Genomic DNA, 16840 nt, shown 5'->3' with positions numbered 1-16840 from the left:
CCATGTCATTGCTAGAAATCAAGAATCTCAACGTACGCTTCGGCGATGCCACGGCGGTGCCGGTGGTGGACGGCCTCGACCTCAAGGTCGACAAGGGCGAAGTGCTGGCCATCGTCGGCGAGTCCGGCTCCGGCAAATCGGTGACCATGATGGCGCTGATGGGGCTGATCGAGCATCCCGGCATCGTCACCGCCGATGCCTTGAGCTTCGACGGCCGCGACATGCTCAAGCTCAGCGCCCGCCAGCGCCGGCAGATCGTCGGCAAGGACCTGGCCATGGTCTTCCAGGACCCGATGACCGCGCTCAACCCCAGCTACACCGTGGGCTTCCAGATCGAGGAAGTGCTGCGCCTGCACCTGAAGATGTCCAGCAAGGCCGCGCGCAAGCGCGCCATCGAGCTGCTGGAAAAGGTCGAGATTCCCGGCGCTGCCAGCCGCATGGACGCCTACCCGCACCAGCTCTCCGGTGGCATGAGCCAGCGGGTGGCGATCGCCATGGCGATTGCCGGCGAACCCAAGCTGCTGATCGCCGACGAACCCACCACCGCTCTGGACGTGACCATCCAGGCGCAGATCATGGACCTGCTGCTCAACCTGCAGAAAGAGCAGAACATGGGCCTGGTGCTGATCACCCACGACCTGGCCGTGGTGGCCGAAACCGCCCAGCGCGTCTGCGTGATGTACGCCGGCCAAGCCGTGGAAGTCGGCCAGGTGCCGCAGCTGTTCGACATCCCCGCGCACCCTTACAGCGAAGCGCTGCTGGCGGCGATTCCCGAGCACAGCCTGGGCGCCACCCGCCTCTCGACCCTGCCGGGTATCGTCCCCGGGCGTTATGACCGCCCACAAGGCTGCCTGCTGTCGCCACGCTGTCCCTATGCTCAGGACAACTGCCGTCAGCAACGCCCCAGCCTCGACCCGAAAGCCGCCAGCCTAGTGCGCTGCTTCTACCCGCTCAATCAGGAGGTGGCGTAATGGCCGTCGTTCTTACCGCCCGCGACCTGACCCGTCACTACGAAGTGTCCCGTGGCCTGTTCAAGGGCCATGCCACCGTGCGTGCCCTCAACGGCGTGTCCTTTGAACTGGAAGCCGGCAAGACCCTGGCCGTGGTCGGCGAGTCCGGCTGTGGCAAGTCCACCCTGGCCCGGGCCCTGACCCTGATCGAGGAACCCTCTTCCGGCTCGCTGAAAATCGCCGGCCAGGAAGTGGCCGGCGCCGACAAGGCCCAGCGCAAGCAACTGCGCAAAGATGTGCAGATGGTGTTCCAGAGCCCTTATGCCTCGCTCAACCCACGGCAGAAGATTGGCGATCAACTGGCCGAGCCGCTCTTGATCAACACCAAGCTGTCCGCCGCCGAACGCCGGGAAAAAGTCCAGGCGATGATGAAGCAGGTGGGCCTGCGCCCCGAGCATTACCAGCGCTACCCACATATGTTCTCCGGCGGCCAGCGCCAGCGCATTGCCCTGGCCCGGGCGATGATGCTGCAACCCAAGGTGTTGGTGGCGGATGAGCCAACCTCGGCCCTGGACGTGTCGATCCAGGCCCAGGTGCTGAACCTGTTCATGGACCTGCAGCAGGAATTCAACACCGCCTACGTGTTCATCTCCCACAACCTGGCGGTGGTGCGTCACGTCGCCGACCAGGTGCTGGTGATGTACCTCGGCCGGCCGGTGGAAATGGGCCCCAAGGAGGACATCTACACCCGCCCCCTGCATCCCTACACCCAGGCGCTGCTGTCGGCGACCCCAACCATCCATCCGGACCCGGACAAGCCGAAGATCAAGATCGTCGGCGAATTGCCCAACCCGCTGAACCCGCCACCCGGCTGTGCCTTCCACAAGCGCTGCCCCTACGCCACCGAGCGTTGCAGCACGCAAGAGCCGGCCCTGCGCCAGCTCGACAGCCGCCAGGTGGCTTGCCACTACGCCGAGCAGTTTGTGGTTTAAGCGGACATGAAAAAGGCGCTCCCGAAACACTCCGGGAGCGCCTGTACAGTGTTCCACTCGCCCCTGGCAATGGATTGCGCATCAGTCCGTGGCCAGGGGTTTTCTTTTAGCTCTGGCTGTCACCCTCGTCGTCATCGTCGGTGGTCTGATCGTCATCGCCCGAACTGCCCCCCTGCCCTTCATCCCCCGGTTCCGACTCGGACTGGGCGAGCATCTGTTCCGGTTCGCCTATGGTCGACGAAAAGCCCGGCTCCTTGACCTCCAGCAGATTGTGAGCCCAGGCCGCCGAGGTTCCGAGCGACAGCATCACCAGCACTTTGATCAGCAACAGCGTGCGTTGAAAAATATTCATAGCCGATTCCATCCTTCACAGGTGAATCATCAAAGGCTGCGCCCAACCTTGCGCAGGTCACAGCACTGTCTGAAACCTAGTCCCGATATCCCGGCTTTTCCAGATAGCAGGCTATCGACAGCCAAACCTGCCAGGCCCTTCCGACTAACGGCGCTCCCTGAAATACAGCACAACCGGTAGGAGCCGACTTGCCGGCGAAGAGGCCCGCAAGCCGTGCACCGCCGCGTCCGCCGCCTTCGCTGGCAAGCCAGCTCCTAAGGGGCGGCGGGCCTATCCTGCGCGCAACAAAAAGCCCCGCTGTCTGCACAGCGGGGCTTGGGGTGTTACAGGCGAACTTAGTGATGTTCGCGGGTAGCGCGGAATTTCACATCCGGCCAGCGCTCTTCCATCAGCGCCAGGTTGACCCGGGTCGGCGCCAGGTAAGTCAGGTGACCACCGCCGTCCAACGCCAGGTTCTCCACCGCCTTGTTGGAAAACTCTTCCAGCTTCTTCTTGTCGCTGCACTCAATCCAGCGGGCGGACCATACGGTGATCGGCTCATAGGAGCACTCCACCTTGTATTCCTCCTTCAGGCGGCTGGCCACCACATCGAACTGCAGCACACCCACGGCGCCGAGGATGATGTCGTTGCTGCGCTCCGGGAAGAACACCTGGGTCGCGCCTTCTTCGGCCAGCTGTTGCAGGCCCTGGCGCAGTTGCTTGGACTTGAGCGGGTCCTTCAGGCGCACGCGGCGGAAGAGTTCCGGGGCGAAGTGCGGGATACCGGTGAAGCCCAGGGCCTCGCCTTCGGTGAAGGTGTCGCCGATCTGGATGGTGCCGTGGTTGTGCAGGCCGATGATGTCGCCAGCGTAGGCTTCTTCCAGCTGTTCACGCTCGGAGGAGAAGAAGGTCAGGGCGTCGCCGATGCGCACGTCCTTGCCGGTGCGCACGTGGCGCATCTTCATACCCTTCTCGTACTTGCCCGAGCAGATGCGCATGAAGGCGATACGGTCGCGGTGCTTGGGGTCCATGTTCGCCTGGATCTTGAACACGAAACCGCTGAATTTTTCTTCCTGGGGCGCGACGCTGCGCTCGTTGGCAACACGAGCCAGCGGCAGTGGCGCCCAGTCCACCACGGCATCGAGTACGTGATCGACACCGAAGTTGCCCAGGGCGGTACCGAAGAACACCGGGGTCAACTGGCCGTCGAGGAACTCCTGCTGGTTGAACTCGTGGCAGGCACCCTGCACCAGTTCCAACTGCTCGATGAAACGCTCGTACTCGTCACCCAGGTGGGCACGGGCTTCGTCGGAGTCGAGTTTCTCGATGATCTTGGTTTCAGTACGTTCGTGGCCGTGGCCCGGGGTGTAGACGATGATGTAGTCGCCCGCCAGGTGGTACACACCCTTGAAGTCGCGGTAGCAACCGATCGGCCAGGTGATAGGCGCGGCCTTGATCTTCAGCACCGCTTCGATTTCGTCCAGCAGCTCGATCGGGTCGCGAATATCGCGGTCGAGTTTGTTGATGAAGCTGACGATGGGCGTATCCCGCAGGCGGCAGACGTCCATCAGGGCGATGGTCCGTGGCTCAACGCCCTTACCGCCGTCGAGCACCATCAGCGCCGAGTCCACGGCGGTCAGGGTGCGATAGGTATCTTCCGAGAAGTCTTCGTGGCCCGGGGTGTCCAGCAGGTTGATCATGTGTTCGCGATAGGGGAACTGCATGACCGACGTGGTAATGGAAATACCCCGCTGCTTCTCCATCTCCATCCAGTCGGAAGTGGCATGGCGGTCGGACTTACGCGATTTGACCGTACCCGCCACCGCAATCGCCTTGCCCATCAGCAAGAGCTTTTCGGTGATGGTGGTCTTACCCGCATCCGGGTGGGAAATAATGGCGAAAGTGCGGCGTTTCGCGACTTCGGCGGCCTGGTTGGTCATGGGAAATCGCCTGGCGGTGATCAAAAAAGGGCGCAGATTATAGCCCACACAAAGCCTTGCGGGCCACCGCTGCCCCTGTCCCCCAGGCCACCGCGCGGCAGATAAACGGTGGCTAAATGCTGCCAAGTATGGAACCTTTTAAAACGTGGAGACGTCCACTCCCCTGTCACGCGCTGTCGTCAGGGGCTGAAATATCAGCACGTTAGCTTGACGAAGCTGCGCTCATGGCTCGTTCACCCGCCGCTTTGCCGGCACTCGACGAGCTGCTTTTCGCGCGTACTTTCGCGGCAGCCAGGAATGGCCTTGCCACACGGGAAAGTGCCCGCCGACTGAAAAAAGGAGTCCGCCTGTGGCTATTCGCTATGGCAAAGGGCTGATAGGAGGCGCTGCGGTCATCGCCCTCCTGGCCCTGCTGGTCCACTGGATCGGCATCACGACGATCGAACACTACCGCGACGATCTGTTGTTCTACCTGCAAGCTCATCTGTTCCTGGTCCTGGCGTCCATGCTCGCCGCACTGCTCGTGGGCATCCCCGCCGGCATCTTCCTCAGCCGCCCGAGCATGGTCGGACGCGCCGAACGCTTCATGCAAGTGTTCAACATCGGTAACACCGTCCCCCCTCTGGCCGTCCTGGCCATCGCCCTGGGGATTCTCGGCATCGGCAGTGGCCCGGCCATCTTCGCGTTGTTCCTCGCCTCCTTGCTGCCCATCGTGCGTAACACCTACGAAGGCCTGAAAAACGTCCAGGGTTCCCTCAAGGAAGCCGCCGTCGGCATCGGCATGACCCCGCGCCAGGTGCTGTGGAAAGTCGAATTGCCCAATGCCGTGCCGATCATCATCGGTGGCGTGCGGGTGGCCCTGGCGATCAACGTCGGCACCGCGCCCCTGGCCTTCCTGATCGGCGCCAACAGCCTGGGCAGCCTGATCTTCCCCGGCATCGCCCTGAACAATCAGCCGCAATTGCTGCTCGGCGCCGCCTGCACTGCGCTGCTGGCCTTGCTCCTCGACGGTCTGGTCACCCTGGCCAGCCGCCTCTGGCTGGAACGTGGTCTGCGCCCGTCCTAAGTCCGTAAGCGCCAAGGAATGAACATGAAAAAAACAAGCCTGATACTCGGCTGCATCCTGCTTTTCGCTGGATGGGTGCAAGCCGCGGAAAAACCACTGATCCGCATTGGTGCCCGGGTCTTCACCGAACAGACCCTGCTGGCGGAAATCACCTCCCAGTACCTGCGCAGCAAGGGTTACGACACCCGCGTCACCGGCGGCCTGGGCAGCAACCTGGCGCGCAGCGCCCAGGAAAGCGGCCAGCTGGACCTGATCTGGGAATACACCGGGGTCTCGCTGGTGGCCTACAACCACATCGACGAGAAACTCGACAGCCAGCAGTCCTACGCCCGAGTCAAAGAACTCGACGCGAAAAAAGGCCTGGTCTGGTTGGCGCCGTCCAAGTTCAGCAATACCTACGCCCTGGCCCTGCCGGAGAACGTGGCCAAGGAACATCCGCAGATCAACAGCATCAGCGACCTGACCCGAGCCCTGGCCGAAAACCCCAAGGAAAACCGCTTGGTGGCCCTGGACACCGAGTTCGCCAACCGCTCCGACGGCCTGGCCGGCATGGTCAAGCTGTACGACATGAACCTGACCCGCAAGAACACCCGGCAAATGGACGCCGGCCTGGTCTACACCGCCTTGCGCAATGGCCAGGTATTTGCCGGTTTGGTCTACACCACCGACGGTCGGCTCAACGCCTTCAAGCTCAAGCTGCTGCAAGACGACAAGCATTACTTCCCGGACTACACCGCAGCCCCCGTGGTGCGTCAGGCGTATCTCGACGCCCACCCGCAATTGGCGGCGGACCTCAAGCCGCTGGCGGCGCTGTTCGACGACGAAACCATGCGCCAGCTGAACGCGCAGGTCGACGTCGACCATGAAAGCCCATCCGCCGTGGCCGCCGATTTCCTGCGCCAACATCCGATCAACCACTAATAGAGAGGAGAAGACATGGAATTCTTGAACGCCTTTTCCCATCTCGATTGGGCCCAGGTCCTGCACCTGACCTGGCAGCACATCACCCTGGTGGGCATCGCCGTGACCCTGGCGATTGTCTTCGGTGTGCCCCTGGGCATCCTGATGACCCGCTTCCCGACCCTGGCCGGCCCGTTGCAGGCCAGTGCCACCGTGCTGCTGACCATTCCCTCCATCGCCCTGTTCGGCCTGCTGCTGCCGTTCTACTCCAAGTTCGGCCAGGGCCTGGGGCCGCTGCCGGCCATCACGGCGGTGTTCCTCTATTCCCTGCTGCCGATCATGCGCAACACCTACCTGGCCCTGACCGGCGTCGAGCCGGGCATCCGCGAAGCCGCCCGCGGCATCGGCATGACCTTCGGCCAGCGCCTGCGCATGGTCGAACTGCCGATCGCGGTGCCGGTGATCCTCGCTGGGGTGCGCACCGCCGTGGTGATGAACATCGGCGTCATGACCATCGCCGCCACCATTGGCGCCGGCGGCCTGGGCGTACTCATTCTTGCTTCCATCAGCCGCAGCGACATGTCGATGCTGATCGTCGGCGCGCTACTGGTCAGTCTCCTGGCCATCTTCGCCGACCTGCTTCTGCAATGGCTGCAACGCTCGCTGACACCAAAAGGACTGCTCAAATGATCGAACTTCAAAAGCTGACCAAGACCTTCCAAAGCAACGGCAAGACCATCACCGCCGTTGACTCCGTAAGCCTGACCGTCAATGAAGGCGAAATTTGCGTATTCCTCGGCCCTTCGGGCTGCGGCAAAAGCACCACGCTGAAGATGATCAACCGCCTGATCAAGCCCACCTCGGGCAAGATCCTGATCAACGGCGAAGACACCACCGACCTCGACGAAGTCACCCTGCGCCGCAACATCGGCTATGTGATCCAGCAGATCGGCCTGTTCCCCAACATGACCATCGAGGAAAACATTGTGGTGGTGCCCAAGCTGCTGGGCTGGGACAAGCAGAAATGCCACGACCGCGCCCGTGAGCTGATGAGCATGATCAAGCTCGAACCCAAGCAGTACCTGCATCGGTATCCACGTGAGCTGTCCGGCGGCCAGCAACAGCGCATCGGGGTGATTCGCGCCCTGGCGGCGGACGCCCCGCTGCTGCTGATGGACGAACCCTTCGGCGCGGTGGACCCGATCAACCGCGAGATGATCCAGAACGAGTTCTTCGAGATGCAGCGCGCGCTGAACAAGACCGTGATCATGGTCAGCCACGACATCGATGAAGCCATCAAGCTGGGGGACAAGATCGCCATCTTCCGCGCCGGCAAGCTGCTGCAGATCGATCACCCGGACACCTTGCTGGCGCACCCGGCGGACGACTTCGTCAGCAACTTCGTCGGCCAGGACAGCACCTTGAAACGCCTGTTGCTGGTGAAGGCCGAAGACGCCGCGGACAACGCACCGTCGGTGAGCCCGGAAACCCCGGTAGCCGAGGCCCTGGACCTGATGGACGAACACGACCGCCGCTACGTGGTGGTGACCTGCGCCGAGAACAAGGCCCTGGGTTATGTACGCCGTCGCGACCTGCACCGTCAGACCGGCACCTGTGCCCAGTTCCTGCGCGAATTCAACGCCACCGCCGCCTACGACGAACACCTGCGGATTCTTCTGTCGCGCATGTACGAGTTCAACCGTTCGTGGCTGCCGGTGCTGGATGCCGAGCGGGTATTTCTCGGTGAGGTGACCCAGGAATCCATTGCGGCCTACCTGAGCTCCGGGCGTTCGCGGGGGATGAAGACCAACATCGTCTCGCCGGCTGAGGCAGTGGTCGCCTGATCAATAAATAGCCAATAACGAACCTGTGGCGAGGGCGCTTGCTGCACCTGGGCCGTGAAGCGGCCCCTCTTTGCCAAAAAGAGTGGAACTGCTGCGCAGTTCACCGGGAGCAAGCGCCCTCGCCACTGGTTTTTCGGCCCACTGACATGGCGGAAAAAAATATCAACAGCCGCCCCCGCGAACGCCGTCCGGCAGCACCTTCCGAAACAGCCAAGATCCCCCTCTGATCAGCCTCTCGTCGCTAACGTCGTCGATGTTGACGCCTTCATACTTTCCAGACACTTGGCGCGCAAAAGCGTCGAACGTGCAGGTATTTTTAACACTTGGAAAATCTTCGGGAACATCTGTCCGTCATCTGTGTCGGCTACAAAGAGAGGTGTCGTTTACGCACGTCAGACAAGTGCAAAAACGCGACATTTTTTGTTGATCTCAGGCCCCTCACCACCTAAAGTTCGCGCCGAACGTCCATGCTGGAAACGATCCATCCGGCTCAAGTACTGACGACGAGACAGCAAGGCCAAGGGAAACTTTCCCATGGCCTTTTTGCTTTCGGCGACATGCCTTGGGAAGTAGGCGAACCAAAGTGGGGATACGGAGGACGTTCTGATTTGCACCCATTGATTTCTAACGTTTGCCAGTAGGAGCTCCCAACGCATGTCGATTAACGTCGAAGACTATTTCGCGCGCGAAACCTTTCAAAAAATGAAGGCGTTCGCCGACCAGCAAGAAACCCCGTTCGTGGTCATCGACACCCAGATGATCGCCCAGGCCTATGACGACCTGCGCGCCGGTTTCGAATTCGCCAAGGTCTACTACGCGGTCAAGGCCAACCCGGCCGCCGAGATCATCGACCTGCTGCACGAAAAAGGCTCCAGCTTCGACATCGCCTCGATCTACGAGCTGGACAAAGTGCTGGGCCGCGGCGTCAACCCGGCCAACATCAGCTACGGCAACACCATCAAGAAATCCAAGGACATCCGCTACTTCTATGAGAAGGGCGTGCGTCTGTATGCCACCGACTCCGAAGCCGACCTGCGCAACATCGCCAAGGCCGCCCCGGGTTCGAAAGTCTATGTGCGCATCCTCACCGAAGGCTCCACCACCGCCGACTGGCCACTGTCGCGCAAATTCGGCTGCCAGACCGACATGGCCATGGACCTGCTGATCCTCGCCCGCGACCTGGGCCTGGTGCCTTACGGCGTGTCGTTCCACGTGGGTTCGCAACAGCGCGACATCAGCGTCTGGGACGCGGCGATCGCCAAGGTCAAAGTGATCTTCGAACGCCTGAAGGAAGAAGACGGCATCGAGCTCAAACTGATCAACATGGGCGGTGGCTTCCCGGCCAACTACATCACCCGTACCAACAGCCTGGAAACCTACGCCGAGGAAATCATCCGCTTCCTCAAGGAAGACTTCGGCGACGAGCTGCCGGAAATCATCCTTGAGCCTGGCCGTTCGCTGATTGCCAACGCCGGCATCCTGGTCAGCGAAGTGGTGCTGGTGGCGCGTAAATCCCGCACCGCCGTGGAGCGCTGGGTCTACACCGACGTGGGCAAATTCTCCGGCCTGATCGAAACCATGGACGAGTCCATCAAGTTCCCGATCTGGACCGAGAAGAAAGGCGAAGTGGAAGAAGTGGTGATCGCCGGCCCGACCTGCGACAGCGCCGACATCATGTACGAGAACTACAAGTACGGCCTGCCGCTGAACCTGGCCATCGGCGACCGCCTGTACTGGCTGTCCACCGGCGCCTATACCACCAGCTACAGCGCGGTGGAATTCAACGGCTTTCCGCCGCTGAAGGCGTTTTACCTGTAAGGACAGTGGCTAGCTGCTAGCGACAAGCTGCAAGAAAAAGCCCATGACCTGTCATGGGCTTTTGGCTTTTTGTGGCGGCGGCTTTGGCAAAGGACAAGGCTGACTCAAGCTCGCAGCCCACGCCACGACTTGCTGATGGTCGATCACTCTTGCGCAATCGACATCGGCCATTGCTTCCAGTGTCCTGCGAGTGGCGACATTGAAAGACGGCAGGCCAAAAGAGACCTGGGAATCACTCATGAGACTTTTCCTTGCGTCATCCCCACTCAGGCCAAGTCCGCAAGCTGCTCGCCATCCCGTTCATCCGCCAATTGCGCTGCGCGCCGCTGATAGGCCTGGGCCAGTTCGCGAATCTTTGGATGCGTGGCATTGAGCAACGCAGCGCAAGCCACCCGCAGGAAATTCAGGTTGCCGCCCGCCAGGGCCTGCTGCAGCCAATCCACGGCTTCGTCGATACGACCGGCATCGGCCAGCACCGCCGCATAGCTGAACTGTCCACGGAAATCCCCGCCTTCGGCCGAGCGTCGATACCATTCGTGGGCCGCTTGCGGGTCGGCCGGACACACCAGCCCTTCCTCCAGGTAACGCCCCAGCAGGTTCATCGATTTGGCATGCCCCAGCTCTGCCGCACGGCGGTAGCAAGCCAGGGCCAGGGCGTGGTTTTGCGCCACGCCACGGCCGGTGGCCAGCAGGTTGGCGTAGTTGTACAGGCCCCAATCCAGCCCCGCTTCGGCAGCCAATCGATAATGCCCGGCAGCGCGGGCGGCATCCGCCGGGCATCCCCACCCGTGCTCATGGCAGCGGCCGAGCATGTTGCGCGCCATCAGGTGCCCACGTCGCGCGGCGATTTCGAACCAGCGCAAGGCCAGGGGTTGATCCTGCTGGATGCCGTGGCCGTCGAGGAGGATCTGTCCCAGCAGCGCCTGGGCCTCCACCAGCCCCTCTCGGGCCGCCACCAATATCGCCTGGGCCGCACGGGCCGGACTCTGTTGGAGCATGGCGCTCAGTTGCGCGCCGTCGAGGACTTCCTCGCGGCGAAGTTGAACAGTCACCGCCTACACCTCGACCCAGCGCCGCAGCAGGTTGTGATAGGTGCCGGTCAGGCGGATCAGCGAAGGATGCTCGGGCACATCCCGGGTCAGCTCCTGGATCGCTCCGTCCATCTCGAACAGCAAGGCGCGCTGACTGTCTTCGCGCACCAGGCTCTGGGTCCAGAAGAAAGAGGCATAGCGAGCGCCGCGGGTCACCGGGTTGACCTTGTGCAGGCTGGTGCCGGGGTACAGCACCATGTCCCCCGCCGGCAGCTTGACCCGCTGCAGGCCGTAGGTGTCCTGGATCTCCAGCTCGCCGCCGTCGTAATCCTCGGGGTCGCTGAAGAACAGGGTCGAGGACAGATCGGTGCGTACCCGCTCCGCGCTGCCCTTGGGCTGGCGCACAGCGTTGTCGATATGGAAGTCGAAACTGCCGCCGGCGGTGTAGCAGTTGATCAGCGGCGGGAACACCTTGTGCGGCAAGGCGGCGGACATGAACAGCGGGTTCTGCCACAGGCGATCGAGCATCGCCGCGCCGATCTCTTGGGCCAGCGGATGCCCTTCGGGCAGTTGCAGGTTGTGCTTGGCCTTGGCCGACTGGTAACCGGCGGTGATCTTGCCATCCGCCCAGTCCGCCTGCTCCAGGGCTTCACGGATGCGCCCTACCTCATCACGGGTGAACACGCCGGGGATGTGCAGCAACATGGCCAGGTACCTGAGCAGCGAAAGGCCCTCAATGGTATTGATTCTTATTGACTGTGTAAAACCCGGTGACGAATGAGCGCGCAAAAACCGTAAGGATAAATTGTAAAGATTGTAAATTCAGTGCGAATAGTAACGTTTCGCAATTGATAACGATTGTTTCTTTCCCCTATATTCCGCGACCTCAAATCCTTGGGGAGGGGAACCACCATGTCACGCCAACAACCACCATCCGCTGTCAGTTCACCACGCCTGCTGGCCTCCGCCATTGGCGTGGCGATTACCGCCGGCTCCGCGGGCCATATGGTCCAGGCTGCGCAAGACACCCAGCAAAAGACAGCGGGCAAGGCCATTGCCCTGGATGCCACCAGCATTACTGGTGAGGCCCAGGAGCAGACGTCTTACAAGGTCGACTCCTCCTCCTCGAAAAAATACACAGCACCACTTCGGGAAACGCCGAAAAGCGTGACGGTGATTCCCCAGCAAGTGATGCGCGACACTGCTGCCACCAGCCTGGTGGATGCCCTGCGCACCACACCCGGGATTACCTTTGGTGCCGGTGAAGGCGGCAACCCGGCCGGTGACCGCCCGATCATTCGCGGCTTCAACGCCGAAAGCGACGTGTTCATCGACGGCATGCGTGATCCTGCCTCGCAAAGCCGGGAGATCTTCAACGTCGAGTCCATCGAAGTCAGCAAGGGCCCTGGCTCGGCCTTTACCGGTGCCGGTTCCACCGGCGGCAGCCTGAACCTGGTGTCCAAGACCGCCAAGCTGGGCAACTCCTACAACGGTGGGTTCACCTGGGGCTCGGACCAGACCAAACGCACCACCCTGGACCTCAACCAGCAGATGACCGACAGTTCGGCCTTTCGCCTGAACCTGATGAAGCACGAGGCCAACGTGGCCGGTCGCGACGCCGTGGAAGTCAGCCGCTGGGGCGTGGCGCCCTCCTTCGCGTTCGGCCTGGGTACCGACACCCGGGTCACCGTGGGCTACTACCACCTCAACACTGACGACATCCCGGACTACGGCATCCCGTTGACCAACAGCGGCACTCGCCGCAGCAAGTACAACGTCGACAAACCGGTCAGCGTCAATCGTGACAACTTCTACGGTCTCACCGGCCGCGACTACCGCAAGACCAGCGAAGACAGCGGCACGATCAAGATCGAACACGATCTGAACGACAACCTGACCCTGTCCAACAGCTTCCGCCTGTCGCGCTCGACCCTGGACTACATCGTCACCAACCCGGATGACAGCCGTGGCAACGTGGCCAATGGCACCGTCTACCGCAGCCCGAAAAGCCGCAACTCGACCTCCAAGGGCTGGACCAACCAGACCGACCTGAGCGCCAAGTTCGACACCGGTTTCATCGAGCACAGCCTGGTGACCGGTATCGAGTTCTCCTACGTGGATACCCACAACCGTGCCTACGACGTGACCTCGGCGGTCAACGGCAGCACCTGTAACGCGGCCCTGATCGCCAACGGCGACTGCACCAGCCTCAACAACCCGACGCCGGGCGCCGGCTGGAACGGCACCATCAAGGACAGCGCGGCCTACACCGACACCGACACCAAGACCGCTGCGGCCTACGTGTTCGACACCCTGAAGTTCAACGAACAATGGTCGCTGAACCTGGGCCTGCGTTTCGACGACTACCAGACTCGTTCCAGCGGCTTCGCCACTCGGGCCCCGGCGGGTGAATTTGCCCGCGAGAACAACTCGCAGCTGTGGAACTACCAGGTTGGCGTGGTCTACAAACCACTGCCCAACGGCAGCGTCTACGCCGCCTACTCCACCTCCAGCAACCCAGCGGGCGAGACCAGCGGCAACGGCGGCCTGGACTTGGCCGCGAACAACAGCAGCCTGGACCCGGAAAAGAACCGCAACTACGAAGTGGGCACCAAGTGGGACTTCTTCGATGACGATCTGTCGTTGACCGCGGCCCTGTTCCGCACCGAGAAGACCAACGCGCGGATCAACGACCCGGATGGCGGCGCCACCCAGGTGCTGGACGGTGAACAACGGGTCAACGGCCTGGAACTGACCTACAGCGGCAAGCTGACCCGCAACTGGAAGGTCTACGGCGGCTACACCTACATGGAAAGCGAAGTGGTGAAAACCACCCTGGCGGTGGACGAGGGCAACCACACCCCGAGCACGCCACGGAACAACTTCACCCTGTGGTCGACCTATGACCTGATCCCGGAACGCCTCACTGTCGGCGCCGGCGCCACCTTCGTCGATTCGCAGTTCGGCAACATCGCCAACTCGGTGGAGATCCCGTCCTACTGGCGCTACGACGCCATGGCCAGCTACAAGCTGACCAAGAACGTCGACCTGCAGCTCAACGTGCAGAACCTGACCGACAAGCGTTACTTCGACCAGGTGTTCCAGACCCACTACGCCCACGTAGCCGCCGGCCGTACCGCCCTGATGAGCGCCAACTTCCACTTCTGACCCAGCAGCCGACCGCCTGTGGCCCCCGCCACAGGCCGCCAAGCCCCACGCATTGCAATGCCTGGGGCTTTTGCGTGTAAAAAAGAATGCTTCTCGACAACCCACGGCATACTGCGCGCCGTGTTTTCTCTCTCTGGACGAACAAGGCGAGTGACGTGTTGAAGAAAACCCTGTTCCAGCTGCACTGGTTCTTCGGCATCAGCGCGGGGCTGATCCTGGCCCTGATGGGCATCACCGGGGCGACGGTGTCGTTCCAGGACGAGATCCTGCGCGCCCTCAACCCATCGGTGCTGCAAGTCGACAAGCTGCCCGCCGGGGTGCTGCCACCCGCCGAACTGGTGGACAAAATCCAGGCCGCCGAAGGCAAGACCGTGTCCATGCTCTGGGTGGAAACCGACAGCGGCAACGCCGCTCGGGTGTTCTTCACCCCGCCGCCAGGGGAGCGCCGTGGCCAGATGCGCTACTTCGATCCCTACACCGGCGAGTTCCTGGGTGACGCGGTCGGCCAGGACTTCTTCGGCTTGATGCTGCAACTGCACCGCTTCCTGGCCATCGGCGACACCGGCCGGCAGATCACCGGCGCCTGCACCCTGATCCTGATCTTCTTCTGCCTGTCCGGGCTGTACCTGCGCTGGCCGCGCCAAGTCGGCAACTGGCGCGTATGGCTGACACTGGACTGGGCCAAGAAAGGCCGCGGCTTCAACTGGGACCTGCACGCGGTGTTTGGCACCTGGTGCCTGCTGTTCTACCTGCTGTTCGCCCTCACCGGCCTGTACTGGTCCTACGACTGGTACCGGGAGGGCCTGACCAAACTGCTCTCCGACTCGCCACACAGTGAACGCCAGCGCGGTGGTCGCGGCGGCCCACCGCCCAAGGGCCCCGCCCCCGTGGCGGACTACAACGCCCTGTGGAGCAGCATCTACAGCGCTGCCGGCAAGGACCTCAGCGGCTACAACATCCGCATGCCCGCCGTGGCCGGCCAGCCGGCGACGGTGTTCTACCTGCTCAAGGACTCGCCCCACGATCGCGCCCTGAACCAGCTCACTCTGGACCCCGCCACCGGGGTCATCAGCCGTCATGAGCGCTACGCCGACAAGAGCCTCAAGGCGCAGTTGCTCACCAGCGTCTACGCCCTGCACGTGGGCAGCTACTTCGGCCTGATCGGACGCATCGTGCTGACCCTGGCCTCATTGAGCATGCCGCTGTTCTTCGTCACCGGCTGGCTGCTGTACCTGGATCGCCGGCGCAAAAAGCGCCAGATCAAGAACGCACGCCAAGGCCTGGAAAGCAGCGCCGACGATGGCTCGGCATGGCTGATCGGCTTCGCCAGCCAGAGCGGTTTTGCCGAACAATTGGCCTGGCAGACTGCCGGGCAATTGCAAGCTGCCGGGGTCAGCGCCAAGGTCCAGTCGCTGGCCAGCCTCAGCGAGCAGGATCTGCGCAGCGCCCAACGCGCGCTGTTCATAGTCAGCACCTTCGGCGACGGTGAAGCCCCGGACAGCGCCCGCGGCTTCGAACGCAAACTGCTGGGCCGCGAGCTGCCGCTTGCGGGCTTGCAATACGCCGTGCTCGGCCTCGGCGACCGCCAGTATCAGCACTTCTGCGGCTTTGCCCGGCGCCTGCATGACTGGTTGTCGAGCCAGGGCGGCAACACCCTGTTCGCCCCCATCGAAGTGGACAGCGGCGACAGCTACGCCCTGCGCCACTGGCAACAGCAACTGGGCCAACTGACCGGACAGGCTCCCGTGGACCTGTGGCAGGCCCCGGCCTTCGACAACTGGACCTTGAACACCCGTACCCTGCTCAACCCTGAAAGCAGCGGTTCCGGGGTCTACCTGCTGCAGTTGCTGGCCCCCAGTACCAGTAGCTGGCTGGCCGGGGATCTGGTGGAAGTCATGCCGCGCAACAGCCGCGGCGCGGTGGTGGATTTCCTCGCCGGCCTGGGCCTCTCCGGCAACACCCCGGTGCAACTGGATGGCCTGCAAGAAAGCCTGGAACAGGCCCTGGGCAGCCGCCAGCTGCCAGACAACCGAAGCCATCTGGTGGGGCTGCATGCCCAGGCCCTGGTGGACGCCCTGGTGCCCCTGAGCATGCGCGAATACTCCATCGCCTCGATTGCCGCCGACGGCTGCCTGGAACTTCTGGTGCGTCAGGAATGCCACCCCGATGGCAGCCTGGGGATTGGTTCCGGCTGGCTCACCGAGCATGCCGCGGTGGGTTCCAGCATCAGCCTGCGGGTGCGCCGCAACAGTGGCTTCCACCTGCCGGCCGAACCTTGCCCGCTGATTCTGCTGGGCAACGGCACCGGGTTGGCGGGCCTGCGCAGTTTGCTCAAGGCACGGATCGCCGATGGCCAGCAACGCAACTGGCTGATCTTTGGCGAGCGCAACGCCGAGCATGATTTCTACTGCAAGGATGAACTGCAGGAATGGCGCACCCGGGGCGACCTGAGCCGCCTGGACCTGGCGTTCTCCCGGGACCAGGCCGAGAAGGTCTACGTCCAGGATCGCCTGCGCCAAGCGGCCGACGAGCTGAAAAAATGGCTGGCCGACGGCGCCGCGATCTACATCTGCGGCAGCTTGCAGGGCATGGCGTCCGGGGTGGATCAGGTGCTCAACGAGGTACTGGGCGCAGACCAGGTCGAACGCCTGATCGAACAGGGGCGCTACCGCCGCGACGTTTACTGAGGCGTCAGGCGCTTCGCCGGCAAGCCGGCTCTACACCACTCCTACGGCCCCCTCCTGCGTAGGAGCTGGCTTGCCAGCGAAGGCGCCCGTCAGAACAGCGCAAGGCTCAAGGC

At 62.6% G+C, this 16840-nt stretch carries 14 protein-coding genes; 9 read left to right on the top strand and 5 right to left on the bottom strand.

Translation table 11 applies throughout. The annotated features are described in order from the left end of the window. Positions 1 to 2 precede the first annotated feature (2 nt). Positions 3 to 971, top strand: coding sequence for an ABC transporter ATP-binding protein (locus KHO49_RS05405; protein WP_110596007.1), 969 nt, complete (start codon positions 3 to 5; stop codon positions 969 to 971). Further along, positions 971 to 1942: a peptide ABC transporter ATP-binding protein gene (locus KHO49_RS05400; protein ID WP_102861117.1), complete on the top strand. Its 972-nt coding sequence runs from the start codon at positions 971 to 973 to the stop codon at positions 1940 to 1942. Before KHO49_RS05405 ends, KHO49_RS05400 begins: the two co-directional genes overlap by 1 nt. Before the next feature lie 106 nt (positions 1943 to 2048). On the opposite strand, the gene KHO49_RS05395 is transcribed toward KHO49_RS05400, so the two are convergent. Together KHO49_RS05395 and KHO49_RS05390 are read right to left on the bottom strand one after the other, a co-directional pair. Continuing rightward, positions 2049 to 2294 carry a hypothetical protein gene (locus tag KHO49_RS05395; protein WP_170001157.1) on the bottom strand — a complete coding sequence of 82 codons (246 nt, stop codon included), beginning with the start codon at positions 2292 to 2294 and terminating at the stop codon, positions 2049 to 2051. 335 nt (positions 2295 to 2629) lie between these two features. Further along, the gene (locus KHO49_RS05390; RefSeq protein ID WP_102878351.1) at positions 2630 to 4213 is read right to left on the bottom strand and encodes a peptide chain release factor 3; all 1584 of its coding nucleotides are present in this window, start codon (positions 4211 to 4213) and stop codon (positions 2630 to 2632) included. A 349-nt stretch (positions 4214 to 4562) separates the two neighbouring features. Between KHO49_RS05390 and KHO49_RS05385 the strand changes: the two genes are divergently transcribed. The 5 genes from KHO49_RS05385 (at position 4563) to KHO49_RS05365 (ending at position 9841) form a co-directional block, all read left to right on the top strand. Beyond that, entirely contained in the window at positions 4563 to 5279 is a 717-nt protein-coding gene (locus KHO49_RS05385) for an ABC transporter permease (protein WP_102878350.1), read from the top strand. Positions 5280 to 5303: 24 nt separating this feature from the next. Next, complete coding sequence (locus KHO49_RS05380; RefSeq protein WP_213664731.1) at positions 5304 to 6200, top strand: glycine betaine ABC transporter substrate-binding protein; 897 nt, start codon at positions 5304 to 5306, stop codon at positions 6198 to 6200. A 15-nt stretch (positions 6201 to 6215) separates the two neighbouring features. Then, positions 6216 to 6869 (top strand): ABC transporter permease, encoded by a 654-nt coding sequence (locus KHO49_RS05375; RefSeq protein WP_102861112.1) that lies wholly within the window; start codon positions 6216 to 6218, stop codon positions 6867 to 6869. Continuing rightward, on the top strand, positions 6866 to 8023 hold the full coding sequence (locus KHO49_RS05370; RefSeq protein WP_102861111.1) for an osmoprotectant ABC transporter ATP-binding protein OsmV: 1158 nt from the start codon (positions 6866 to 6868) through the stop codon (positions 8021 to 8023). The genes KHO49_RS05375 and KHO49_RS05370 overlap by 4 nt, the downstream gene beginning before the upstream one ends. A 654-nt stretch (positions 8024 to 8677) precedes the next feature. Further along, a complete protein-coding gene (locus KHO49_RS05365; protein WP_102861110.1) occupies positions 8678 to 9841 on the top strand; it encodes a type III PLP-dependent enzyme in 1164 nt (387 codons plus the stop codon). A 51-nt stretch (positions 9842 to 9892) separates the two neighbouring features. On the opposite strand, the gene KHO49_RS05360 is transcribed toward KHO49_RS05365, so the two are convergent. Genes KHO49_RS05360 through KHO49_RS05350 form a run of 3 tightly spaced genes read right to left on the bottom strand, consistent with a single transcriptional unit; the run spans position 9893 to position 11577 of the window. Further along, entirely contained in the window at positions 9893 to 10081 is a 189-nt protein-coding gene (locus tag KHO49_RS05360) for a hypothetical protein (RefSeq protein ID WP_102878347.1), read from the bottom strand. Between the two features lie 26 nt (positions 10082 to 10107). After that, a complete protein-coding gene (locus tag KHO49_RS05355; RefSeq protein ID WP_213664730.1) occupies positions 10108 to 10893 on the bottom strand; it encodes a tetratricopeptide repeat protein in 786 nt (261 codons plus the stop codon). Positions 10894 to 10896: 3 nt separating this feature from the next. Beyond that, entirely contained in the window at positions 10897 to 11577 is a 681-nt protein-coding gene (locus tag KHO49_RS05350) for a Fe2+-dependent dioxygenase (RefSeq protein WP_060842472.1), read from the bottom strand. 207 nt (positions 11578 to 11784) lie between these two features. Here KHO49_RS05350 and KHO49_RS05345 point away from each other — a divergent pair, with 207 nt between their 5' ends. After that, positions 11785 to 14040, top strand: a complete 2256-nt coding sequence (locus tag KHO49_RS05345) for a TonB-dependent receptor (protein ID WP_170001159.1) — start codon at positions 11785 to 11787, stop codon at positions 14038 to 14040. A gap of 155 nt (positions 14041 to 14195) precedes the next feature. After that, positions 14196 to 16727, top strand: coding sequence for a PepSY domain-containing protein (locus KHO49_RS05340; RefSeq protein WP_213664729.1), 2532 nt, complete (start codon positions 14196 to 14198; stop codon positions 16725 to 16727). The last annotated feature ends 113 nt before the right edge of the window (positions 16728 to 16840 follow it).

The sequence above is a fragment of the Pseudomonas sp. RC4D1 genome (assembly GCF_018390395.1).
In the GTDB taxonomy this organism is placed as follows: domain Bacteria; phylum Pseudomonadota; class Gammaproteobacteria; order Pseudomonadales; family Pseudomonadaceae; genus Aquipseudomonas; species Aquipseudomonas danubii.
The sequence above is the reverse complement of the archived record's forward strand: the minus strand, read 5'-3'. Positions and strand labels throughout refer to the sequence as shown.